Here is a 21855-nt window from a genome sequence, read left to right on the forward strand (position 1 = left end):
GACGCGTGGCTGCCGACCAGACGCTGACAAGACCCCCGCTGCTCGGTTGGGTGGCGGCGGCCCGCTTCGCCGTCGGCGCCGCCATGCTCTTGGCGCCCGATCGATTCTTCAAGCCCGACTCGGGAACCGAGACGCTGCTGATGCAGACGATCGGGATCCGCGACCTGGTTCTTGGCTCCGGCGGGTGTGTCGCCTGGTTGCGCGGGAGCCGCGAGTTCCGGGGCTGGGCGGCCGCCGGTCTCGTCAGCGACACCGCCGACCTTGCCCTCGGTCTGCGCAGCAAGCCGCTCGTCGGCACGAAGAGTGCGCTGATCGCCATCCTGGCCCCGGTGCCGTTCATCGGCGCGGGCCTGCTCGGCTTCGTTCGAAGCCTCGAGAAGACCACGCAGCCTTAGCCGTTGGCGCTGCGGAACGCCTCGATGGTGTCGGCCACCGTTTCCAACGGGTCCCGATAGACGACGCCGAGTTCGCGCTCGCTCGGCGAATCGTCGGAGGCCGGCATTTGGGTGTAGTACTGCATCCCAGCAGCGGTGAACGGCGTGTTGAACGGCAGATATGGCGTAGCAAGATCCAGTACGGCTCCCGCGGCGCGGATCAGGGTGTCGGGAACCGGCACCGGAACCATCGTGGTGTTCCCCAGCTCGCCGAACATGCTCGCCAGCTCGGTGACGGGAACGCGGTGGCCGCCGGCCATGTAGCGGCGCGGTCCGCGCCCGGGTTCCAGCAGCGCGGCGTGCAGCGCGGCCACGTCGCGGGCATCGACGATCAACCAGGCCGCGCCCCGTCCGGGGACGAAATGCAGGTCCAGCAGCGACCTCACCCCCTGGCCGGCCTCACCGTATTGGTTGCCGACGGGCGGACCCAGGACCATGCCGGGGTAGGTGATGTTCACCGGCGCGCCGGCGTCCTGCAGGCCGCGCGCATAGATCTCGACCTGCGCCTTGGACGTCCCGTAGCCGTCGGCCCCACCGACCACCGGCAGGTCGGCCGACAGCGTCTCCAGGTTGGGGTGAAACAGCGCGGTGAAGCTCGACACGTGCACGATCGGATCCAGCCCGAGCTCGACCGCCTGCCCGAGCACGTTCTGCGCGCCCTGCATGTTGGTGGTCAGCATCTCGCTGGTCTGCCGGGGGTCGGTGGCCACCAGCGCCGCGCTGTGCACGACGGCGTCGCAGCCCTGCAGCGCCTCGCGCACCGAGACGCGGTCGGTGATGTCCCCTTTTGCGTAGTCCGAGACATCGACGCCCAGCTGGGCGACCGAGGTCTGCAGCCGGTCCGGACTACGCACCAAAAATCGCACTGAATGCCCCGCGTCGGCGACGGCCTTGGCCGTCCACCCGCCGACAAAACCGGTACCCCCCGTTATCAGAACGCGCATGCCGCAGATTCTTGCAACCGCGTCGTCTCGGCGCGTCCGCGGGGCGACTCGCTACAGGTGGCCGGCGGCGAAGGTTGCGGCCTGACCCGCCATACCGTTCGCGATATACGACGCGTGCGCGGCGCCGTCGTTGCCGCCGCCGCAGATCGGATCGCCGGGAGCGCACAGCCGGATTGTCTTGCCCTGATACAGCGGGCCGATGGCGATCGCGGGTGCGCCGAAGTGCTCGAGAAATTCATCCGACGGCGTGCCGAACAGCGTGACCGCCGCGATGTGGTTGGCGACGTCCGGCGGCATCGGCGCCGGGACCGATGCGGCGGGGACGTTCTTCGGCACGCTCGACGAGGTCACGAAGCCGGCGACGGCCGCGCCCTGCGAAAAGCCGCCCAGCACCTCGCGCGTCTTGGGGCAGTTGGCCGCCATCGACTCGATGTGCGAGCTGGCGTCGCGGATCCCGTCGATGAAAGTTGCCGGGAAATCGGGATTGCCGAAGTCGCTGCTGGCCTGGTAATTCACCGGGTACACCGTGAGCGTCCGTCCACCGATGTCGCCGCGCAACGCGTCGACGAAGCCGGAACCGATACCGCCGACGCCCGGCGGCTCGCTGGTGCCGCGGGCGAACACGACCTCGACGTCGGGGCAGTCGGCGTGTGCCGACGGGGCCGGCACACCGAACCCGAGCGCTCCGGCCAGCACCGCGGCCGCTCCGACATTCGCCGCGGCGCGGCCCATCCGTTTCTTGACCACCGTGAAGACGCTCATTTCTCCCTAACGTTTCGTAGCAACCGACCGTTCGATATTCGGTGCCGACGACATCCAGGATTGCCCCGCTGTGCCAATTCTCAACCGCTGGCACGCCGTGGGCGACGCGACGCAAACCGCCCGCCCGCGACGATTCCGTGGTTGGCCGCGGGGCGGGCCGCTGCGCAGGGCCGTCAGCAAATGTTGCGGGAGGCCGCCCGGCGTCACGCGGGACGGGGAGCCGGGCGCAGCGGCGCCACACCGCCAACGGGAAATGCACTCCAGCGCCGTCCCGGCGTTGCTGCCCGGCAGCCGAACGCCGAGCGATGCGGCTTCCGCGTTGGCACCGGCCTCAGAACAGAAGACGACCAGCAGGCTTACTGGTTTTTGGAGCAAGCCTGCTGGTCGAGAGGGAGAAACCTACTTCTTGAAGGCGTCCTTCACCTTCTCGCCGGCGTCCTTCAGGCTGGACTTAGCCTGGTCCGCGCGGCCCTCGTTCTTGGTGTCGTGGTCCCCGGTCGCCTTACCGATGGCTTCCTTCGCCCGGCCGCCAAGGTCCTCGATCTTGTTCTTGATCTTGTCTTCGGTGCTCATACGCTTGCGTTCCCTCCTTGCACTGTTGCCTTCCCGCCTTGGCTACCCCGCGGCGGCCGATTCTGAAACACCGCCGCCGGCCCGCGCTGCGGCTCGGGGCGGCTACCTCGGTGACTGCTGGCAAATCGGGCAGTCGGTGAAAGCGTTCAGGCCGTTGCGGCGGGATCTGTCACCATGGATTTCGTGAGCACCGCGATCGTGGTGGGGGTAGTGGTGGTGCTGATGCTGCTGGGCATCGGCATCGTCACCAACCAGCTGCTGCGGCTCAGGAAGTACCTGAATCAGGCGCCTCCGAATCAAGCGCCTGGTGACGACGGTCACGGCGATCCTGATAGCTTCGCCTGATGGCACCACATGGGGGTGATGCCGCGGCGGCGACAGGGCGCGGCGAGCGCACGACGGATCGCGGCGCAATGCCAACGCCGACCCTGCTCGCGACCGACGACGGCCTGCCCCGCGGAGTGTCCGGGGCCGCCGACCCCCATTTCGCCAACGTCATCAAGATCTTTTCGCAGCTGTTCCCCGGCCGCCGCTTCGGCGGCGGCGCGCTGTGCGTCTACATCGACGGCGTGCCCGTCGTCGACGTCTGGACGGGGTGGTCGGACCGGTCCGCGACTCAGCGGTGGACCGCCGACACCGGCGCCATGGTGTTCTCGGCCACCAAGGGCGTGGCCTCGACCGTCATTCACCGGCTGGCCGATCGCGGCCTGCTGTCCTACGAAGCCCCGGTGGCCGAGTACTGGCCCGAGTTCGCGGCCAACGGCAAGGCCGACATCACCGTCAGCGACGTGCTGCGGCATCGAGCCGGGCTGTCGCACCTGCGGGGCGTCACCAAGACCGACCTGATGGACCACCTCGCCATGGAGGAGCGCCTGGCGGCCGCGCCCGTCGATCACCTGCGCGGCGTGCAGGCCTACCACGCGCTGACATACGGCTGGCTGCTCTCCGGGCTGGCCCGCGCCGTGACCGGCAAGGGCATGCGCGAGCTCATCCGCCAGGAAGTCGCGCGTCCACTGGACACCGACGGCCTGCACCTCGGCCGCCCCCCGGAGGGCTCGCCGACGACGCCCGCGGAGATCTTGATGCCGCAGGGGAAGCTGCAGAACCCGGTCTTCAATTTCCTCGCCCCCCGAGTCGCCGGCATGAAATATTCGGGCGCGCTGGGCGCCATGTACTTCCCCGGCATCAAATCCCTGATGCAGGGCGACACACCATTTCTGGACGGCGAGGTGCCGGCCGCCAACGGTGTGGTGACGGGGCGCGGCCTGGCCAAGATGTACGCGGTGCTGGCCAACGAGGGACGCATCGACCGGAAGAAATTCCTGTCCAAGGAGTTGGCGCTCGGCCTGACGGGCCAGTCGCGGATCAAGTGGCCGGACGCAAACATGGTGGTGCCCATGCCTTTTCACCTCGGCTACCACGAGTCGCCGGTGCCGGGACTGCTCCAGGGGTTCGGTCACGTCGGCCTGGGCGGCACGCTCGGGTGGGCGGACCCGGCCTCGGGTAGCTCGTTCGGCTTCGTGCACAACCGGCTGCTGACGCCGTTGCTGTTCGACATGGGATCGTTCGCCGGCCTGGCCAGCCCGCTGCGCAACGCCATCGAGGCCGCCCGGCACCAGGGCCCGCTCGAGGTGCCCGCGCTGGGCGCGGCCTACCCCAAAGCAGCTCGGCGGCGGGTGCGTGCCCCCGGTGCGGCGGCGGCATCGGGTGGTTAGCCTGCAGGCATGATCGCCGTCGCCGGGCTCGCACGGTAGGTCCGGTACCGGCGCGTGGGACCCCTGCTGCTGGCGCTGGCCGGACTGGCGTTGCTGGACTCCCTCAACGTGCTGAACGCGGGCGTCGTCTCGGCCGTCATCTTCACCAGCCGGCTCAGCCGCCGCTCACCGATCCCCGGCGCCCTGAGCTTCATCGGCGGGGTGTTCGCGGTGACCACCACATTCGGTGTGTGCACGGTGCTCGGCCTCAGCTTTTTGACCGATCTGCTCGACTTCCACGTGACCCCGGCCATCCGGTTTCGGGGCGAGCTGATCCTCGGCGCGGTGCTGGTCGGTCTGGCGTTCTTCCCGTTGACGGCGCAGTCATCAGCCCCGGGGTGGGCGATGGCGGCGATGCGGGATCGCCCGTGGGTGCTCGGCCCGCTCGGGCTGGCAGTGGGCACCGGGCAGGCGCCGACCGACGTGCCGTACCTGACGGCGTTGGCGATGCTGGCCGCGCTGCACCCGCGACCGCCGATCTGGCCGCTGGTCATCGTGGGCTACTGGGCGGTGGCACTGTCGCCGTCGCTGCTGATTCTCGGTCTCTCGATGCGGCGGACCGTGCGCGCCGCACGGATTCAGCGCGGGATCATGCGCGCCCTCACCCGCTACGGCCCGCTCTCAGTTCGGCTGCTGTTCTTGGTGTTTGGCGTCGGGCTGGTGGCCGATGCGTTCGTCAACCACGGCGCGCTTTGGTGACCCAGGCGTTAATCGGCTGTTCAGCTCCCGCTTGAAAAGCGTGGGTACGGACCCCTCATGAGCCGCATGAAATTGTTACCCACATCAATGATGGCCCTGTCCGCGCTGCTGTTGCCCGCGCCGGCAGTCGCCAGCGCCGCTCCGGATCCGACGTCGGCGTACCTTGCCCTGCTCGAGCAGCACAACATCTCGTACAAGGACCCGGTGCAGATGGTCCAGGTCGGGACCACGCTCTGCCACGACCTGCGGCACGCCGACGGTCCGGCGCAGGAAGCCGTGCAGAAGATCCAGAGCGCCGGCTACACCGACAAGCAGGCGAACGTGATCGCCGCCAGCGCGGTGCTCACGTTCTGCCCGGACATGAACGCCGACGCGACCAAGGACAAGCCCAAGTCCAGCTAGTCGGTCTTCGCGAAGCCCCGGGGGAGGGTGAGCGGAAGGTCGGCGTAGGTGGCGATGCCCGGAGCCGCGGCGACGACGGCGGCGATCCCGTTGATCGCGGGCACCGCGGTCATGATGTGGCCGAGGTCCATGAACTCCTCGAGCGTGGTGGCCTCGAAGTACGGCGGCGGCAGGAAGCCGACCTTGGTGGTCACCGTCGGCTGCCCGTCGACCTGAATGACCCAGCCGTCCTGCTCGATCTGCCAGTCGGGGTCGAGGGTCTGGCCCTTCTTCCACCGGACGTTGAGGTCGATGAGCGTCTTGCCGCCGACGATGCCCTGCCAGCTGATGTAGGTGCCCGCGACGTGTCCGGCCGGGATGGTCCAGGACGCCATGACGAGGTCCTCGGTGGTCTGGGCGAACTCGGCGACGCACTTGATCTCGTCGAGTTCGACGCCGAGGGCGTCGCCCACCAGCCGTACGGCCTCGCCGAAGATGGCGGTGCCCTTCGCGGCCATGGCCTGCAGGTCGGGGTGATCGATCGGCTGGCCGAAGCCGACGGGCTTCTCGGTCTCCGGTGAGTCGTAGAACGTGGTGTCGGCGGCCTCGTTGACGGTGACCTTGTCGACCCGGTTGCAGACCATGGCCGAGACGATGGCCAGCAGTTCGGCGAAGCCCGGGCTGACGCCGGACCCGAAGATCGTGGAGCCGCCCTTTTCGCAGGCCTCCAGCAGCCGGTCGCGGCCCTCGCCGAGGTTGTGCCCGGTGATGAACGACGCCGTGGTCACCACGTTGACGCCAGCGGACAGGATCCGGACCAGTTCGTCGACGTTGATCCACATCGGGTTGTAGACCACGCAGTCGGGCTTGAGCGACAGCAGCTCGTCGATGTCGTTGGTCGCCTTGACACCGATCGGCGGCAGGCCGACGAGTTCGCCGGCGTCGCGCCCGGCCTTCTCCGATGACCAGGCGTAGCAGCCGACCAATTCGAGGGTGGGGTTGCTGACGATCGACTTCAGCGAGCTCTTGCCGACGTTTCCGGTGTTCCACTGAACGACGCGATAGGTGTTTGGCACTCGCTCAGCATAGGGGAACTTAGCAGGGCTTAGTAGGAGGATTCGGCGGCCAATATTTCGGCGAGGAACGCATCGGCCGGCGGCCGGTCCAGGCGGGACCGCGCCCAGCGGCGAACCCGCTCGCGTGTCTCGCGGGCCTCGGCGGTGTCGGCTCCGACGAGCACCGCCGTCGCCGCCCAGTCGTGGTTCCAGGCGGCCGCTTCGGTCATCGGCTGCCCTTGCGCGTCGAGCAGGGGAAGGGTGGCGCGTCCGCCGGCGTCCAGGACGCCGGTGCCGGTGATGGCGCCGGACCGCAATCGCACCGCGATGCCGGACGGCAGGTCCGGCCCGATGATGGCCGCGCGCACCGCGGCGCCGGCCGCCTCGACGCTCCACTCGACCGTGTCCTCGCCCGCATCGAAGATGGCGGGGGGCACCGCGCTCCAGCTGATGGACGCGACGCCGCGGGCGATCGGGGCCGCACCCCGGGGGCCCGCATCCGAACCGGCGGCCAGCGCGTAGTCGTCGCGGCGATCGCTCGGCAACGACAGGACGATGCTCGAATCATCAAGGGCCGCAAGTAGTTCAGGCCAGCGTCCGGAGTCGACGCCGATGTCGTCGGCGAGCCCGCCGCCGGCACGCACCATATCGGCGATCCGCGGGTCGCCGCTGCCGGCGTGGCCGATCAGGGCCGCGGCGTGCGGCGCCAGCAGCTCGGCGGCGTCGGAATCCAGTGTGTCGTCGGTGAAGAAGCCCTGCGCGCCGACCGTCAGCAGCGCGATCTCGACGTCGAGCAGGGCGCGGTCCAGGCCGGCGATGCCGTCTTGCCTGCTGGCGGGCCACCATCTGCGCAGCCAATGCCCGATGGCCAGCCGTCGCAGCGGGTCGACCGAGCCCGGCACGATGTCGACGCCGTTGAGGTCGAGCGGCCGGTCGGTGGCCTCTGCCGACGACGCCACCGCCGCCGCGACCGCGACGTGCCCGGACTCGCCGAGCACGCGCCAAAGCCAGTCGGCGCGTGCCACATTCGTGAAGGCGATGTGCGTAGGCGCTTCGCCCGGCGGATCGTCGATGGTCCAGGACAGCACCGCGCCGCTAACCTCGAGCACCGCGACCAGCGGGGTGTCGGGGACGGCGGGATCGGTTCGCCAGAGGCCGGCGTCGGCAACCAGTCTCATCCGGCCACCTGCAGTTCGAGCATCGACTTGATGCGCTGGCGGTGATCGAGGCTGACCGAGCGCGCGACCCCCTCGAGCAGGGAGCGCATGTCGTCGACGTCCTCGCAGGGCTCCTGCCACACGTCGCGCCCGTGCAGCCGCGCCCACAGCCGGCTCAGGTACGGCTGCGCATACGACGCGAGGTCGTCGACCACCTGTTGCTGGCGCGGATGGATCGGCCCGCCCTCGGCCAGGTAGCGCCGGGCATGCAGGACGTACGCCTCCTTGCGCAGCCGGGCCTGGACCTGCGCCGCCAGCGCGTAGCGGCTCGCGACGGACCGGTCCAGCGGCGCCAGCTCGACCGCAACCTCGATGCCGGCGACCAGCGTGGCCTGTTTGTCCTCGGACAGCAGCCCCCATGGGGCGCAGGCCCGGTCGACTTCCTCCTCGCACAGCAGCGGGATGTCGGGCAGCGCGTCACGGTCCAGCGCGCGCCGCAGCGTGGCGCGCACCCGGTTCACCACGCTGCGATCCAGCGGGCGATCGTTGTCGGCGCCGCCGGCGACTGGCGGTTGCCGTTGCGGCGCAACCGAACTCAGGCCAAGTTCGACGATCGACCATGGCAGCTCGGCTGTTTCGTCCCGGGCCGCGGCGCCCAGGTTGTACGGCGTGGCATCGGCGATCACCGCCGACCAGACGCGCTGGCGGGCCACCGCGGCGCGATGGCCCGCCGCCGCGCCGAGCACGGTGCCGAGCTCGGCCACCAATCCGGCGGTGGCGTTCGACCAGACGTCTTCCGAGGCCCGCACGTCGCGCCAGCTGCGTTCCAGCTGAGCCGCCAGTGCGGCAACGACATCCGGGCTCGCCACATATTGATGCAGCTGCTCCATTCCGGTGCGGTCGCGGCTCTCGTGGATCTCGCGAAGCGTCGCCGGGGCGGTCTCGTGATCGTGCGGGGTGGGCGGGCCCTTGGTGACCGCGAGCTCGAAGCACACCGGGAAGTAGAGTTCCTGGGCGTTGCCGGAGCGGATCCGCTGTCGGCGGCGTTCCAGCTTGAGGGCATCGAACCACACTGCGGTGGAACACAATTCGGCAGCGCTCCCGATGATCAGGTCGTGCATCGCCGCGGCCGTGTCGGCGGCCACCACCGGGGCCGAGTACTGCGGGTTGGACCGCAACCGCAGCACCAGCGGGTCGATGATGCGCTTGACGGTCCGGGTCAACGGTCCGCCGTCGTCGCTGCTGAGCACCTCGACGCCGGGCCCGATCGCCCGCCACGCCGCCTCGATCACCGACCGGCGTGGGTGGCCGACCGCCCAGCCTTCCGGGGCAGTAGCCAGCTGGGACTCCGCGCTCATCAGCACAGAATAGGGGCTTTCGGAAAATAGCGGCAGCACAAAACTTGGGTTCGGTAGCCGGCCGGGGCGGACAGCCTGGACCGATGAAGAAGTTGACGACGCTGCTGACCGGCGCCGAAATCGCGCTCATCGCAACCGCTGTGCTGTACCTCGCTTTGCGTCAGGTGTGGATCGCCTATGCCGGCGTCGCCGTTCTTGCCGCGGCGTTGACGCTCATCGTCCGCATCGCGCTGGCCCGGCGCCGGGCAGCGCGCGGGCCCACCGTCGGCGTCGGAACCGTATGCGCGCTCGACGCCGCACCGATCGCCGACCCCGACGAGAGTCAGGTATTCATTGAGGTGGTCGCCGTTTCCGGGGAGACGTTCATCGGGAAGTTGGCGCGCTCGGGCAGGGACCCGGACCTGTCGGTGTTGCGTCCGGGGCTGGTCGTGCTCGTGGCGTTCGATCCCGCTGCGCGCGACGAACTTTCGCTGCCCGACGACGTGCTCGCCGTGCGCGCGTCGTGGTTGGCCGCGATCTGAGCTCAGCGTGCGCCGTCGACCGCGAAGGTGATCAGCGCACCCCAGTAGAGCGGGCTGGCGGCCAGGTCGCCCGCACGCCAACGCCGCATCTGTTCGCGCTGCCAGCGGTTCACCGCACACCCCGCCTCGGGCTCGTCGTGGGCGCGGTCGACGGCGACGACGATCTCGGCCATCGGATCGGCGGTGTCCGCGCCGGGGGCCGCCGCGAACATGCGGTAGGCCGCCGTGGTGGGCAGTGACCACAGCGTGGCGGTCACCAACTGCGCGCCGCTCAGGATCATCGCTGCGACCAGGCCGGTGGCCTCGTCGAACTGGTAGTCACCGCCCGACCCGCAGGCCAACAGCGCCACCCGCGGCGGCATCGGCAGCCGCAATGACATCAGGTCGGATGCGGTCAGCGGGCGGTGATCGCCGATCGCATCGGCATCACCGGGAACGCCGGCCGTGCAGGCCAAGTGGATAGCCGCCCGGTCCGCTCGGCTCGCGCGGTCCGAATGTATGTCGGCCGAACTCGCGTGACCGACATACATCAGCCGGCTCGGTTCTTCGGCAAGCAGCGCGGCGAGCCAGCCGCGGTCGGCGTCTTGGCGGCGGAACAGCTCGAGCGCACCGTCGACCGCCGGCAGCACCGCGTGTTCCGTCATGGCCGCGGTGAAGTGCTGCGCCAATTGGGTTTCCGGCGACGGCCTGCCGAGCACCGACCCGAGCGCGGAATCCGGGCGCTGCCCGGGCACCCGGGGGTCGAGCACCAGCAGCGGGGGAGCGTCCTTGCGGGACTCCCAGCCGGCCGGCGACCGCGGCGCGTGCACGATGTTCGGGGGCACCGCCATCAGCACGTCGACCAGTTCCATCAGCCGGTATCCGTCGGTGTGTTCGTGGATATCGGCCAGCTGCCACGGGATTCGGGCGGCCGTCCGGCCGGACGCGGTGATGGCGTCCTGGCGCGCGCGAACCAGCTCCTCTTTGCTCGGGCCCGACTTCGGCACCGCCAGCAGTCCCCACGGGACCCGGGCCAGGCGCGCGCTGGGGGTCACGAACAACGTCGCGCGCGGCGATGTCACGCACTCGCTCAGCAGCTGCCACCCCGGCGTCGCGATCAGCAGCACGCCCAGGATGTAGGCCAGCGTCAGCTCGGCTTCCGTTGCGGCCAAGGGGCCTTGGGCGAGCGAATGCTCGATGGCGTCGCGCGGGCTCTCCGAGTCGTGTGGCTCGGGCAGGGCGCCGGCCAACTCTTCCAGCGCGGTCAGCAGGATCGGTTCCTCGATCACCCAATTGACGGTTCGCGACGGCTGCCCCACGATCCGCAGGCTCGCGTAGGTGGCGATCCCGAGATCGGCGTACCGCAGCACCAGGGTGAGGCGGTCGGGCTCGCTCACGGCCACGTCGGCCAGGCGGGCTCGGCGGCGATGACGTCGCGGCCGTAGCGCTGGAAGGCAAGCGCGCGGTAGTGGGCCATGATCGGTGCCGTGTCGGGCTGCATCTGCAGCGGCGGCAACGGCCCCAGCCTGGTCAGGGAGCCGGCGCCCTGCGTCGGCGGGCCGGCCGCCGCCAGCGCCTCGCCGACATCGAGGATGGCCGTCGCGGTGGCCGCCGAACCCCATTCGCCGACCGGCGAACGCTGCGGCTCGGCATTGAAAGTTCCTCGAGCGCTGTGGTATTCGACAAGCTCACTGATCAGCTCGGTGTTCTCCCACTCCCACGCGACGGCGAAGGCACCCGCCAGAATCGGGGCCGAAACGGTGCTCGCCCAGCGGGACCGGGCGTCGGCGTCGGTGATCGAATACCGAACCGAGTCGACCGCCAGCGCGGCTGGCACCTTGAGCTCGGCGGCCTGCTCGAGCTTGGTCAGGCCGCGGAAGTATTCGGGGGTGCCCACTTCGCCGCGCAGGATGCCGAGGCCCTCGGCCTGGCGTGCCTCGGTCTCCTGCAGCGTCTCGTCGGGGTCGCCGGAGCTGTCGAAACCGAGGTCGGCCAACGCATCCGCGCGCCACACCGTGCCCAGGTGATTGTCGAGCTGGGCGTACTGCAGCCAGCTGCTGCGCGGCGACGAGTCGAGCAGCTCTCGGGCCTCGGCAATCATCTCGACCGCCTCGCCGAAGCGGCCCCAGAAGATCGGTATCCAGCTGCGCTGCAACAGAATACGATGCAGATGCAGTGGCTTGCCCAGGTCGCGCCACTGCTGTTCGGCGTGCGCGAAGCACTCGTCGGCGCCTTCCAGGGCGCCCGAGGCCATCCGGGTGAGGCCGAGGTAGAGCCAGCAGCGCGCCACGTCGTGCGCCCGGGCGTAACGGGCGATCACCGGATGGGCCTGCGACACCAGCTGCTCGGTGGAGGCGTGGTCGGCCACCAGCCAGCGCGCCGCGGCGCGTTCCAATTCCGTTGTGGCAGTGGCAAGATCCCAGCCGTTCTGCTCAGCACGGGCGCCGGCACGGCGCAGCCAAGGCTCCGCCTCGGACAGCCGTCCGGTCTGGACGCAGAACCGGCCGTACGCGGTGGCCGCGGTGACCAGCAGGTGGTCGGTGAATTCCCCACCCTCGCGCGGCCGGTCCACGGCGCGCAGCGCCCGCTCCCACAACGGAAGCGAGCGGGTATGCAGATCGTCGTCGCACAGCGCGGTGGCGCATAGGACCTGCGCGCGGGCGATCAGGTAAGCGTGTTCGTCGGCGAGGTCGGCGAATTCACTCCCGCCCGCAGTCAACTGGTCCAGTGCCTGGGCCGCGCCGTCGTGATCGCCCTGGGCGGCGGCCAGGCCCGTGTGCAGAAACGGGGCCCGCCGCGAATACCGACAGATCAGGTGGGCGATTTCGGCGGGGGAGAGCCGCGCGCGTTCGGCGGCATCGGGGTGCACGCCGGCGGCGATTTCCGCGTAGATCGCCACACAGTCGCGGATGCGCCGGATCGACTCCTGCACACCGTCGTTGGCGCCGCGCACGAGGTAGATCTCGCCCAACTGCGCCAGCGCCTCGAGCATCAGGTCGTCGCGGTCTTCGCGCTCGATCTGCGGGACCAACGACAGCAGCAGATCCCGGGCCGCGGTCTCGTCGGCGGCAAAGGCCAGACGACGGGCGCGTGCTAATTCGCCGGAGAGCGACACGGCTGCATCATAAATCCGTCGGCGCCCGGATGGGATGCCCCGGAGCAGCCCGGAGCGGCGGACGTGTGAGTGAAGGCACGTCCGCCGCCCGGAGTGGGACCCACTAACCGCACGTCACCTTGATGTTGAAGTCCTTGGTGATCATTCCGGCCATCGGGTTCTTCAGGTCGGCGCCCTGCGCCTGACCGGTGATGGTGTAGGTCTTGCCGTCGACCGCCACGTTCGCCGAGCCGACCTTGGCACCCATGTTGGCGACCGACAGCGCGTTGCCGTCGACGACCAGCGCGAGCGAATCGACCGTCGGGGGGTTGGCGTCGGTCATCACTACGGCCAGCGCCTGCTGCGTGCCACCGGTCGAGCCACTGCCGATGTCGATCTTGCCGCCCTGCTTGACGCAGGTCACCGACGCCGGGTTGAGCCCGGACAGGTCGCTGCCACCGACCTTGACCTGGGCCTGCGTGCCTGAAGCGACGGACGCGGTGCTCGACGCCGGGGCGGCTGAGTGCCCGTTGTCTGAACACCCGACCAACGCCGATGCCAGGCCAAGGGTTCCAATCCCTGCCACGAGAAGACGTTTCACGGGTTTTCCTTCCTTCGTGCGCCGCCCTGTTGGCGTCGTCTTGGGAGCAAGTACAAGACGGCCGCCTTGCTACCGATCCCAATTTCCGGTGCAATCGTCTACGCCACGTCGACTCGAAGTCCGGTGAAGGGAGCTCCCGATGGCGAGCGTGAAATGGCTGGAAAAGCCTGAGGCACATGACTTTCCGGCGGCGGCCGACTACCTCGACCTGATCGCGGAGGCGGCCACGGTGAAGAAGCTGACCAAACGGCTGCAGGCGGGCGCCGTCGTGCACAAGAAGGCCAAGGACATCCTGCGGGCCGCGCAGCTGAGCCTGCTCCCGGTGGAGAACCCGCACGTCGCGGCCGATCTCGCCAAGATCGAGAAGGGCGTTGCGCTGTCGCCGATTCTGCTGGTCCGCGGCGACATCGTGGCCGGCGTCGCGTTGCAGATCGCCGACGGCTACCACCGGGTGTGCGCGAGCTATCACACCGACGAGAACACCGACATTCCCGTCGTCCTGGTGAAGCTGACCCGCAAGCAATAGCGCCGCCACCGGGTGCTTGAGTGTCACTGTGATCGAGATCCAGAACGTCGGTGCGGTGCAGGTGCTGACCATGGCGTCGGGGCGCGTCAACGCCCAGGACGTCGAGCTGTTGGATGAGCTGACCGACGCGGTGCTCGAGCTGCAGCGCTCGGGCGAGGGCCCGCTGGTGCTCACCGGCGCGGGCCGCGCGTTCAGCGCCGGCGTCGACCTCAACCGCGTGGTCGAGGGCGGGTCCGCCTACACCGATCGGCTGGTCCCGGCGCTGTCGAAGGCGTTCAATGCGTTGTTCGAGTTTCCGCGCCCGACGGTGGCCGCGATCAACGGCGCCGCCATCGCGGGCGGGTGCATCGTCGCGTGCGCCTGCGACCGCCGGCTGATCAGCCCGAATGCGCAGATCGGGGCGTCCGAGGTGCGGGTCGGCGTCGCATTTCCCGTCGCCGCGCTCGAAGTGATGCGCTATGCCTGCGGCGATGCCACCGAGGACGTGCTGCTTGGCGGCCGCCTGTACAAAGCCGAGGAGGCCGTCGCTAACCGGCTCGCCCACCGCGTCGTCGGCGACGACCTGCTCGAGGCGGCGGTGGTCGAGGCGACGGACCTGGGGACCATCCCGGTCGACGCCTACAGCCAGACGAAGCAACAGCTGCGCGCCCCGACCGTGGCGCGGATCCGCGCGGGTGCAGAAATCGACGACGAGGTTCGCCGGATGTGGGGATCGGACCAGACGCTGCAGCGCCTCGCGGATTACGTGGAGAGTCTGCGCCGCCGCGACTGATCGCGGGCTAGGTGCGGGTTATTCGTCGACCGCGACGCCGCCGCGGGTGCGCCTGCGCATCCGGTGCGAGCCCTTGCCGGTCGGTCGGCGGTTGCGCAACCCGCCCTTCGCCTCTTCGTCGTCGGCGTCGAGCGCCGTGTCCTCGGCGTCCGGCGGTTCCGCGGTCGGCTTTTCGGGCTCTACCTTGGCCTCGACGGTTTCGGCGGTGGCCTCGGATTCGGCGTCGGCCTCGGCTACCTCGGCCGCCTGCGTCTCGTCGGCCTCGGCTACCTCGGTCTCGTCGGCATCCTCGGTCTCGTCGTCGGCGGCGGTCGTGTCGTCCGCCTCGTCGCCCTTCTTGCGGCCCAGCCGGCGTTGCTTGGGCTGCTTGGCCTTGATGGGCTTCGGCGGAGGCGGCGGCAGCTCGGCGGCAAACGACAGATAGAACGAGAAGATCCCGAGCAGCGCGATCGCGGCGGCCGCGGTGTAGATCGCGAACAGATACCGCCCGGCGTTGTCCAGGCTGAGCCAGATCTCGCTGATCGCGGTGCCGAGGATCAGCACCCCGGCCAGCACGTGGGCCACGATCGACCGAACCCGCATCGACAGGGCCAGCTGCGGCGTGCCCAGCTCGGGCCTGCGCGTGCGCAGCAGGGTGAACACCACCGGCAGTGCGGTCAGGGCGACCAGCACGCCCGTCACGACGCGCAGCGTCGTGCCCAGCGAATGCGAGGTTTGCCCCATCAGCTCAGGCCAGCGGGGCACCACAAAGTAGAAGTAGAGGACGCCTGCAGCGACGGCAAACGACGCGTGCCACAAGATGGCGATCCTGCGCCCCATGCCCCTCCTCATTGCCGCCGGTGGCTGAGCCCACGCCAGCCTAGAGGCAGCGCAAACCGAATCCAAGCACTTGGCCGCCCTCGTCGAGCTTCGGCGACCGATCTGCGGAGGATAGGGGATTTGAACCCCTGAGGGCTATTAACCCAACCCGCGTTCCAGGCGAGCGCCATAGGCCACTAGGCGAATCCTCCGTGGCAATGGTAGCCGCTGGCCGGCGGCCGACTGTCCCGCGGTCGCGACGGGCCCGGATGCGCCAGGTACTAGACTTCTCGCAGGACCCCGCGCGGCGTCTATCCTGTGAACTCCCCCAGGGCCGGAAGGCAGCAAGGGTCAATGGGCTCTGTCGGGTGCGCGGGGTCCCCTATGTCGGGGACCGGGTACGACCCCGTCCCTCCTGCGTTCCACAGCGAAAGGGCCCATAGTGGCGTTCGATTCCCTCAGCCCTGCAGACCTGGCAGAGCTGCACACCCGCAACCAGCAGGACTACGCGGAGCTGCAGGCCAAGAAGCTGGCTTTGGACTTGACCCGAGGCAAACCGGCCGCCGACCAACTCGACCTGTCCAACGCGCTGTTGAGCCTGCCCGGCGACGACTTCCGCGACGGCGAGGGCACCGACACCCGCAACTACGGCGGCCTGCACGGCCTGCCCGAGCTGCGCGCCATCTTCGGCGAGCTGCTTGGCATTCCGGTGCCCAACCTGATCGCCGGAAACAACTCCAGCCTCGAGCTGATGCACGACCACGTCGCCTTCTCGATGCTGTACGGCGGGGTGGACTCGCAGCGGCCCTGGAAGGACGAGCCGAGCGTCAAGTTCCTCTGCCCCGTCCCCGGCTACGACCGGCACTTCGCCGTCACCGAGACCATGGGCATCGAGATGATCCCGATCCCGATGCGCGAGGACGGCCCGGACGTCGACCTGATCGAAGAGCTGGTGGCCGTCGACCCCGCGATCAAGGGGATGTGGGTGGTGCCGGTGTTCGGTAACCCCACTGGCATCACCTACTCCTGGGAGACGGTGCGCCGGCTGGTCCAGATGCGCACCGCGGCGCCGGACTTCCGGCTGTTCTGGGACAACGCCTACGCCGTGCACACCCTGACGCACGACTTCCTGCGTCAGATCGACGTGCTCGGGCTGGCCGCCAAGGCCGGCAACCCGAACCGGCCTTACGTGTTCGCGTCCACCTCGAAGATCACCTTCGCGGGCGCGGGCGTCAGCTTCCTGGGCGGATCGCTGGGCAACATCGCCTGGTATCTGCAGTACGCGGGGAAGAAGTCGATCGGCCCCGACAAGATCAACCAGCTGCGGCACCTGCACTTCTTCCGCGACGCCGACGGGGTCCGCCTGCACATGCTGCGCCACCAACAGCTCCTGGCGCCGAAGTTCGCGCTGGCGCTCGAGATCCTGGACCAGCGGCTCAGCGAATCCAAGATCGCCTCGTGGACCGAGCCCAAGGGCGGCTACTTCATCAGCCTCGACGTCCTGCCCGGCACGGCCAAGCGGACGGTAGCCCTGGCCAAGGGCGCCGGGATCGCGGTCACCGAGGCCGGTGCGTCGTTCCCGTACCGCCGGGATCCGGAGGACAAGAACATCCGGATCGCGCCGACCTTCCCGTCGCTGCCGGATCTGCGCGACGCGGTCGACGGCCTGGCGACCTGCGCGCTGCTGGCGGCCTCCGAGGCCCGGGTGGGCGCCCCGGCGCCGAGTGTGAACTGAGGGCGTTGTGCGTGCGCCGACGGCGCCGTGCTCGCACACTCGACGGCGTCGACGCCCGGCCCGGACCGTAGTCAGCGCTCGCCGGTAGCCTGCTGACCGTGGCCCTCTACCGCAAATACCGACCGGCAACCTTCGCCGAGGTGGTGGGGCAGGAGCACGTCACCGAGCCGTTGTCCATTGCCCTGGAAGCGGGCCGGATCAACCACGCCTACCTGTTTTCCGGGCCGCGCGGCTGCGGAAAGACCTCGTCGGCGCGCATCCTGGCCCGGTCGCTGAACTGCGTGCAGGGGCCGACGGCCACTCCGTGCGGGGTGTGCGATTCGTGCCAAGGGCTGGCGCCCAACGCGCCCGGCAGCATCGACGTGGTCGAGCTTGACGCTGCCAGCCACGGCGGTGTGGACGACACCCGCGAGCTGCGCGACCGCGCCTTCTATGCGCCTGCGCAGTCCCGCTATCGGGTGTTCATCATCGACGAGGCCCACATGGTGACGACGGCGGGGTTCAACGCGCTGCTCAAGATCGTCGAGGAACCGCCCGAGCACCTCATCTTCATCTTCGCCACTACCGAACCGGAAAAGGTGCTCCCGACGATCCGGTCGCGCACCCATCACTACCCGTTCCGGCTGTTGCCGCCGAAGACCATGCGGTCGCTGATCGGGCGGATCTGCGAGCAGGAGAACGTCGTCGTCGACGATGCGGTCTACCCGCTGGTGATCCGCGCGGGCGGCGGCTCACCGCGTGACACCCTCTCGGTGCTGGATCAGCTGGTGGCCGGCGCCGAGGGCGCCCACGTCACCTACCAGCGGGCGCTGGGCCTGTTGGGCGCCACCGACATCGCGCTGATCGACGACGCCGTGGACGCCCTCGGCGCCGCGGATGCCGCGGCGTTGTTCGGCGCGGTGGAGTCGGTGATCGACGCCGGTCACGATCCGCGGCGGTTCGCCACCGACCTGCTCGAGCGCTTCCGCGATTTGATTCTGCTGCAGGCGGTTCCGGACGCCGTGAGCCGCGGCGTGGTCGACGCTCCGGAGGACGTGCTGGAGCGGATGCGAGACCAGGCGAACCGGACCGGCACGGCGACGCTGACGCGCTACGCCGAGGTCGTGCAGGCGGGCCTGGGGGAGATGCGGGGCGCGACGGCGCCGCGGCTGCTGCTCGAAGTCATCTGCGCGCGGCTGCTGCTGCCGTCGGCCAGCGACACCGAGGCCGCGCTGCTGCAGCGCGTCGAGCGGATCGAGACCCGGCTGGACATGTCGATCCCCGCCTCCGAAAGACCTTCTGGGGCAACGCAAAGCGCCGAGCCCGCCCGGTTCACGCGGCCGTCGGCGAAGGCGGCGGCCAAGCCCGAGCCCACACCCGCTCCGGAATCCGCCCCAGAGCCCGCCGCGGAACCCCCTCCGGGCCGCCGCCTCCTCCGGCCCCCGAACCCGTCGCATCGCCGCCGCCTCCTCCGGCGGCTGAGCCCGTCGCATCGCCGGCGCCGGCCGCCGAATCACCTTCCGCACCAGGCGAACTCAACGCCGCCGCGGTGCGCACGATGTGGCCGACGGTGCGCGACAAGGTGCGTCAGCGCAGCCGCACCACCGAGGTGATGCTGGCCGGCGCGACCGTTCGCGCCGTGGAGGGCAACACGCTGGTGCTCACGCACGAATCGGCTCCGCTGGCCAAGCGGCTGTCCGAACAGCGCAACGCCGACGTCATCGCCGAGGCGCTCAAAGACGCGCTGGGAGTGAACTGGCGGGTGCGCTGCGAGACCGGCCCCCCGGCGCCCGCGGTGGCGGCGCCCTCGTCCGGCGTTGCGGCGACACCCGCACCCGCCCAGGAGGAAACGCCTGTCCCCGAAGCCGATTCGGCCGAACGGGACGAAGAGGAGAACATGCTCGCCGAGGCCGGGCGCACCGACCCGTCGGCGCCGCGGCGCGACCCCGAAGAGGTCGCGCTCGAACTGCTGCAGAACGAACTCGGCGCCCGCCGGATCGAGGGCAGCTAGTGCGGGGCTAGGGCGTCCACCACGGCCGCAGCGGCAGGCCGTCGTCGCCCCACTCGTCGACGTTGGCGGCCAGCACGTGATGCAGCTGAAGGGTGTTCTGCTCGAAGGCAACCCGTGAGGCCGCCATGTACAGCCCCCACACCTTGGCGATCTGCAGGCCCACCTCGTCGACCGCCTCGTCCCAGTGCTCGACGAGGTTGCGGCACCAGTCGCGCAGCGTCATCGCGTAGTGATGCCGAAAGTTCTCGTTGTGCAGCACCTCGAAACCCGTGTCCTGAATCTCGGTGATGATGCGGCCCGAGCCGGTCAGCTCCCCGTCGGGGAAGACGTAGCGGTCGGTGAAATCGCCGCCGGCAGAGTTCAGTCGATTCTCGTGCCGGGTGATGCAGTGATTGAGCAGCAGGCCCCCGGTGCGCAGCTTCGATTTGAGGAAGCCGAAGTAGGCCGGGTAATTCCGGACGCCGATGTGCTCGGTGAGTCCGATCGAGGAGACCGCGTCGAAGTCCGTCTCGGTGATGTCGCGGTAGTCGCAGTGGCGCACCTCGGCGAGGCCGGACAGGCCTTCGCCGTCGATCGCGGCGCGCGCCCAGCTCGCCTGCTCGGCCGATAGCGTCACGCCGATGACCCGCACTCCGCGCCGCGCGGCGTAGCGCACCATGCCGCCCCAGCCGCAACCCACGTCCAGCAGCAGGCCGCCCTGCTGCAGCCGCAGCTTGTCGAAGATCAGCCGGTACTTGTTCTCCTGCGCCTCTTCCAGCGTCGCGTTGGCGTGCGGATAGACCGCACACGTGTACGCCATCGACGGGCCGAGCACCCACTCGTAGAACGTGTTGGACACGTCGTAGTGGTGGTGGATGGCCTCGGCGTCACGAGTCTTGCTGTGCAGAAACCCGTCCGCCACCCGGCGCCAGCGCGGCGGCGTCTCCAGCGGCGGCGGCGCGACCGGCACCAAATGCTCGACGCCGATGGCGCGCACCGCGCTGGCCAGCTCCCGCGCCGACGGGCGCTTGAACTGGACGCGGTCGGTCAGCCTCTTGAGCAGCTCGTAGGGATCGCCGGGATGCACGCCGCAGGCCTGCAGATCACCCGAGACGTAGGCGCGGGCGATGCCGAGTTCGCCGGGGGCCGTCGCCAGGTAGGTGGCGCCGCGCGGGGTGCGCAGGTCCAGGCCCAGCGCGGCGTCTGCGCTGCCGGCGATGCTGCCGTCGTACGCGGTGAACTTCAGGGGCTGCCCGCTGGTCGCGGTGAAGATGGCCAGCACCTCGGCCATGCTGAGCTTGCCCCCGGACGAGTGGGTCGAACGGTGGGGCTCCTTGGTCGTCGTCATCGCCGTTGCACCGCCTTCGCGTAAAGATCGAGCAGCCGAGAATCGGGGTCGTAGGACTCCTTGACCGTGTTGTAGGCCTGCCCGCCGTAGAGCTCGTCAAACTTTTCGCGGGTGTAGAAGGAGTCGGAGTACAACGACTTGTGCCCGTCGAGCTCGCTGACCTTGGCCTCGATCGCGCGGTTGGTGGCGCCCTCGTCGGCCCCGGCCGGCACCGACGACCAGAACCCCACGTTGACGTAGGTCTGGTCGGGCTGTATCGGATACAGCGGCCAGTCCTCGCGGTCCCGAAGCCGCAACGGGCACAACCAGATTGGCGTGATCGGCACGTTGTCCAAGAACCATTCCAGGAAGTCGACGGTGCGCCTGATCGGCACCTCGACGTCCTGGACCACCCGCTCGCGTGGCGGCTGGCTGTGACGCGCCTCGATCCGGTCGGATACGTGCAGGCGGCGGTCGGCGGCCACCAGCTTCGAGTAGACGCTGCTGCGCCGGTAGCGGCGCGGCCACCAGCGCCGCAGCCGCGGGTTCTGCACGCCGAATGCCCGTGAGCACCAGAACCAATCGGTGTCCCAGCGCCAGAGGTAGTCGTGAATCGTCAGCCGGTCGTCCTTGGCGGTGTCCGCGCCGGCGGAGCCGTGCTGGATCGACTGGTAGTAGATGTTCTTTCCGGTGTAGTCGCTGACCGGTCCCGCGGTGGCGGTCCGCCTGCCGATGCACAGGTAGCTCTCGTCGGCGCTGAACACCACGCCGTCGAGGTAGTCGACCGGGGTGCCGCCCTGGCCACCGGTGTCGATGATGCGTTCGGCCGCGGCGATCATGTCGGGCAACGACCCGAATCGCAGGTGCCGCAATGACACAAACGGCGCGACGGGTTCTAGCTCTATTTGGATCCGTGTCGAATACCCCAGCGTCCCATATGAATTGGGGAAGGCGCGGAACAGATCAGTGTGCTCGGTTCGCGACGCGGTGAGCAATTCGCCAGCGCCGGTGAGGATATCCATCTCCAGCACCGATTCGTGGGGCAGCCCGTTGCGAAAGGACGCCGACTCGATGCCCAGGCCGCTCACTGCCCCGCCCACGGTGATGGTCTTCAATTGCGGTACCACCAGTGGCGAAAGTCCGTACGGCAGAGTTGCTGCGACCAAATCTTCGTAGGTGCACATGCCGGCAACGTCGGCGGTGTGGGCCTCGGGATCGACGCTCAGCACACCCGTCAATCCCGAGGTGTCCAGGCCTCTCGCGTCGCGTTTAGTGCGGGCGCGGAACAGATTTGACGTGGGTTTGGCGAGCCGGATCGCGGACGTTGCTGGGATGGACCGATAACTGGCCATCAACCGGTCGACGCCCGACCTGTGGTTAGAGAGTGCAGATCCAGGGACAAGCACCACATATACC

23 protein-coding genes, 1 tRNA gene and 1 other RNA gene are annotated in these 21855 nt (G+C 69.4%); 12 read left to right on the forward strand and 13 right to left on the reverse strand.

Features of this window, described 5'->3' with window-relative positions; all coding sequences use genetic code 11:
* Positions 1-5 precede the first annotated feature (5 nt).
* Positions 6-395, forward strand: a complete 390-nt coding sequence (locus tag MRAB57_RS09465) for a hypothetical protein (protein ID WP_083743353.1) — start codon at positions 6-8, stop codon at positions 393-395.
* Here the strand turns inward: MRAB57_RS09465 and MRAB57_RS09470 are convergent.
* The 3 genes from MRAB57_RS09470 to MRAB57_RS09480 all read right to left on the reverse strand — a co-directional run bounded on the left by MRAB57_RS09470 (position 392) and on the right by MRAB57_RS09480 (position 2713).
* Positions 392-1378: an SDR family NAD(P)-dependent oxidoreductase gene (locus tag MRAB57_RS09470; protein WP_077087336.1), complete on the reverse strand. Its 987-nt coding sequence runs from the start codon at positions 1376-1378 to the stop codon at positions 392-394. The two genes, MRAB57_RS09465 and MRAB57_RS09470, sit on opposite strands and share 4 nt — an antisense overlap.
* A gap of 51 nt (positions 1379-1429) precedes the next feature.
* Positions 1430-2110 (reverse strand): cutinase family protein, encoded by a 681-nt coding sequence (locus MRAB57_RS09475; protein ID WP_077090499.1) that lies wholly within the window; start codon positions 2108-2110, stop codon positions 1430-1432.
* Positions 2111-2539: 429 nt separating this feature from the next.
* The gene (locus MRAB57_RS09480) at positions 2540-2713 is read right to left on the reverse strand and encodes a CsbD family protein (protein ID WP_077087337.1); all 174 of its coding nucleotides are present in this window, start codon (positions 2711-2713) and stop codon (positions 2540-2542) included.
* A gap of 183 nt (positions 2714-2896) precedes the next feature.
* On the opposite strand from MRAB57_RS09480, the gene MRAB57_RS28790 reads away from it, so the two are divergent.
* The 4 genes from MRAB57_RS28790 to MRAB57_RS09495 all read left to right on the forward strand — a co-directional run bounded on the left by MRAB57_RS28790 (position 2897) and on the right by MRAB57_RS09495 (position 5568).
* On the forward strand, positions 2897-3058 hold the full coding sequence (locus MRAB57_RS28790; protein ID WP_173813879.1) for a hypothetical protein: 162 nt from the start codon (positions 2897-2899) through the stop codon (positions 3056-3058).
* A gap of 68 nt (positions 3059-3126) precedes the next feature.
* Positions 3127-4428: an esterase/beta-lactamase LipL gene (lipL, locus tag MRAB57_RS09485; protein ID WP_077087338.1), complete on the forward strand. Its 1302-nt coding sequence runs from the start codon at positions 3127-3129 to the stop codon at positions 4426-4428.
* A 54-nt stretch (positions 4429-4482) separates the two neighbouring features.
* Positions 4483-5166 (forward strand): GAP family protein, encoded by a 684-nt coding sequence (locus MRAB57_RS09490; protein ID WP_077087339.1) that lies wholly within the window; start codon positions 4483-4485, stop codon positions 5164-5166.
* A 66-nt stretch (positions 5167-5232) separates the two neighbouring features.
* Positions 5233-5568 carry a DUF732 domain-containing protein gene (locus MRAB57_RS09495; RefSeq protein ID WP_157900587.1) on the forward strand — a complete coding sequence of 112 codons (336 nt, stop codon included), beginning with the start codon at positions 5233-5235 and terminating at the stop codon, positions 5566-5568.
* Here the strand turns inward: MRAB57_RS09495 and MRAB57_RS09500 are convergent.
* The 3 genes from MRAB57_RS09500 to MRAB57_RS09510 are packed head-to-tail and all read right to left on the reverse strand — an operon-like array spanning position 5565 to position 9117.
* The gene (locus MRAB57_RS09500) at positions 5565-6623 is read right to left on the reverse strand and encodes an NAD(P)H-dependent amine dehydrogenase family protein (protein ID WP_077087341.1); all 1059 of its coding nucleotides are present in this window, start codon (positions 6621-6623) and stop codon (positions 5565-5567) included. The genes MRAB57_RS09495 and MRAB57_RS09500 overlap by 4 nt on opposite strands.
* 29 nt (positions 6624-6652) lie before the next feature.
* The gene (locus MRAB57_RS09505; RefSeq protein ID WP_077087342.1) at positions 6653-7780 is read right to left on the reverse strand and encodes a hypothetical protein; all 1128 of its coding nucleotides are present in this window, start codon (positions 7778-7780) and stop codon (positions 6653-6655) included.
* Entirely contained in the window at positions 7777-9117 is a 1341-nt protein-coding gene (locus tag MRAB57_RS09510) for a hypothetical protein (protein WP_077090500.1), read from the reverse strand. The genes MRAB57_RS09505 and MRAB57_RS09510 overlap by 4 nt, the downstream gene beginning before the upstream one ends.
* A 206-nt stretch (positions 9118-9323) precedes the next feature.
* Between MRAB57_RS09510 and MRAB57_RS09515 the strand changes: the two genes are divergently transcribed.
* Positions 9324-9638: a hypothetical protein gene (locus tag MRAB57_RS09515; RefSeq protein ID WP_083743600.1), complete on the forward strand. Its 315-nt coding sequence runs from the start codon at positions 9324-9326 to the stop codon at positions 9636-9638.
* Between the two features lie 2 nt (positions 9639-9640).
* On the opposite strand, the gene MRAB57_RS09520 is transcribed toward MRAB57_RS09515, so the two are convergent.
* The 3 genes from MRAB57_RS09520 to MRAB57_RS09530 form a co-directional block, all read right to left on the reverse strand.
* Positions 9641-11020: a CHAT domain-containing protein gene (locus tag MRAB57_RS09520; protein WP_425436734.1), complete on the reverse strand. Its 1380-nt coding sequence runs from the start codon at positions 11018-11020 to the stop codon at positions 9641-9643.
* On the reverse strand, positions 11011-12732 hold the full coding sequence (locus MRAB57_RS09525) for a hypothetical protein (RefSeq protein WP_077087344.1): 1722 nt from the start codon (positions 12730-12732) through the stop codon (positions 11011-11013). Before MRAB57_RS09525 ends, MRAB57_RS09520 begins: the two co-directional genes overlap by 10 nt.
* A gap of 103 nt (positions 12733-12835) precedes the next feature.
* Complete coding sequence (locus MRAB57_RS09530; protein WP_077087345.1) at positions 12836-13312, reverse strand: lipoprotein LpqH; 477 nt, start codon at positions 13310-13312, stop codon at positions 12836-12838.
* 139 nt (positions 13313-13451) lie between these two features.
* On the opposite strand from MRAB57_RS09530, the gene MRAB57_RS09535 reads away from it, so the two are divergent.
* Together MRAB57_RS09535 and MRAB57_RS09540 are read left to right on the forward strand one after the other, a co-directional pair.
* Positions 13452-13838: a hypothetical protein gene (locus MRAB57_RS09535; protein WP_077087346.1), complete on the forward strand. Its 387-nt coding sequence runs from the start codon at positions 13452-13454 to the stop codon at positions 13836-13838.
* 28 nt (positions 13839-13866) lie between these two features.
* Positions 13867-14610 (forward strand): enoyl-CoA hydratase/isomerase family protein, encoded by a 744-nt coding sequence (locus MRAB57_RS09540; RefSeq protein ID WP_077087347.1) that lies wholly within the window; start codon positions 13867-13869, stop codon positions 14608-14610.
* Positions 14611-14628: 18 nt separating this feature from the next.
* Here MRAB57_RS09540 and lucA read toward each other — a convergent pair whose 3' ends face one another.
* Together lucA and MRAB57_RS09550 are read right to left on the reverse strand one after the other, a co-directional pair.
* Positions 14629-15429, reverse strand: coding sequence for a lipid uptake coordinator LucA (gene lucA / locus MRAB57_RS09545; protein WP_077087348.1), 801 nt, complete (start codon positions 15427-15429; stop codon positions 14629-14631).
* A gap of 105 nt (positions 15430-15534) precedes the next feature.
* Positions 15535-15620: transfer RNA gene (locus tag MRAB57_RS09550), tRNA-Ser, on the reverse strand.
* Between the two features lie 79 nt (positions 15621-15699).
* Here MRAB57_RS09550 and ffs point away from each other — a divergent pair.
* The 4 genes from ffs (at position 15700) to MRAB57_RS29135 (ending at position 19133) form a co-directional block, all read left to right on the forward strand.
* An RNA gene (gene ffs / locus MRAB57_RS09555) (signal recognition particle sRNA small type) lies at positions 15700-15796 on the forward strand.
* Positions 15797-15850: 54 nt separating this feature from the next.
* Positions 15851-17143: an aspartate aminotransferase type Ic gene (locus MRAB57_RS09560; RefSeq protein WP_108637912.1), complete on the forward strand. Its 1293-nt coding sequence runs from the start codon at positions 15851-15853 to the stop codon at positions 17141-17143.
* A gap of 98 nt (positions 17144-17241) precedes the next feature.
* The gene (locus MRAB57_RS09565; protein ID WP_245835886.1) at positions 17242-18735 is read left to right on the forward strand and encodes a DNA polymerase III subunits gamma/tau; all 1494 of its coding nucleotides are present in this window, start codon (positions 17242-17244) and stop codon (positions 18733-18735) included.
* Positions 18693-19133: a hypothetical protein gene (locus MRAB57_RS29135; RefSeq protein ID WP_245835887.1), complete on the forward strand. Its 441-nt coding sequence runs from the start codon at positions 18693-18695 to the stop codon at positions 19131-19133. Before MRAB57_RS09565 ends, MRAB57_RS29135 begins: the two co-directional genes overlap by 43 nt.
* Positions 19134-19140: 7 nt before the next feature.
* On the opposite strand, the gene MRAB57_RS09570 is transcribed toward MRAB57_RS29135, so the two are convergent.
* Both MRAB57_RS09570 and MRAB57_RS09575 read right to left on the reverse strand, forming a co-directional pair.
* Positions 19141-20460 carry a class I SAM-dependent methyltransferase gene (locus MRAB57_RS09570; RefSeq protein WP_216823733.1) on the reverse strand — a complete coding sequence of 440 codons (1320 nt, stop codon included), beginning with the start codon at positions 20458-20460 and terminating at the stop codon, positions 19141-19143.
* Positions 20457-21848, reverse strand: a complete 1392-nt coding sequence (locus tag MRAB57_RS09575) for an FAD-binding oxidoreductase (protein WP_077087349.1) — start codon at positions 21846-21848, stop codon at positions 20457-20459. The genes MRAB57_RS09570 and MRAB57_RS09575 overlap by 4 nt, the downstream gene beginning before the upstream one ends.
* Positions 21849-21855: the final 7 nt, after the last annotated feature.

Source organism: Mycobacterium rhizamassiliense, from assembly GCF_900157375.1.
Classification (GTDB): Bacteria; Actinomycetota; Actinomycetes; order Mycobacteriales; family Mycobacteriaceae; genus Mycobacterium; species Mycobacterium rhizamassiliense.

Coding starts and splice junctions, on each gene's coding strand:
- lucA (WP_077087348.1), bottom strand. CDS start 15,429: ATGGGGCGCAGGATCGCCATCTTGTGGCACGCGTCGTTTGCCGTCGCT.
- MRAB57_RS09535 (WP_077087346.1), top strand. CDS start 13,452: ATGGCGAGCGTGAAATGGCTGGAAAAGCCTGAGGCACATGACTTTCCG.
- MRAB57_RS09570 (WP_216823733.1), bottom strand. CDS start 20,460: ATGACGACGACCAAGGAGCCCCACCGTTCGACCCACTCGTCCGGGGGC.
- lipL (WP_077087338.1), top strand. CDS start 3,127: ATGCCAACGCCGACCCTGCTCGCGACCGACGACGGCCTGCCCCGCGGA.
- MRAB57_RS09480 (WP_077087337.1), bottom strand. CDS start 2,713: ATGAGCACCGAAGACAAGATCAAGAACAAGATCGAGGACCTTGGCGGC.
- MRAB57_RS09510 (WP_077090500.1), bottom strand. CDS start 9,117: ATGAGCGCGGAGTCCCAGCTGGCTACTGCCCCGGAAGGCTGGGCGGTC.
- MRAB57_RS09505 (WP_077087342.1), bottom strand. CDS start 7,780: ATGAGACTGGTTGCCGACGCCGGCCTCTGGCGAACCGATCCCGCCGTC.
- MRAB57_RS09470 (WP_077087336.1), bottom strand. CDS start 1,378: ATGCGCGTTCTGATAACGGGGGGTACCGGTTTTGTCGGCGGGTGGACG.
- MRAB57_RS09475 (WP_077090499.1), bottom strand. CDS start 2,110: ATGGGCCGCGCCGCGGCGAATGTCGGAGCGGCCGCGGTGCTGGCCGGA.
- MRAB57_RS09495 (WP_157900587.1), top strand. CDS start 5,233: ATGAAATTGTTACCCACATCAATGATGGCCCTGTCCGCGCTGCTGTTG.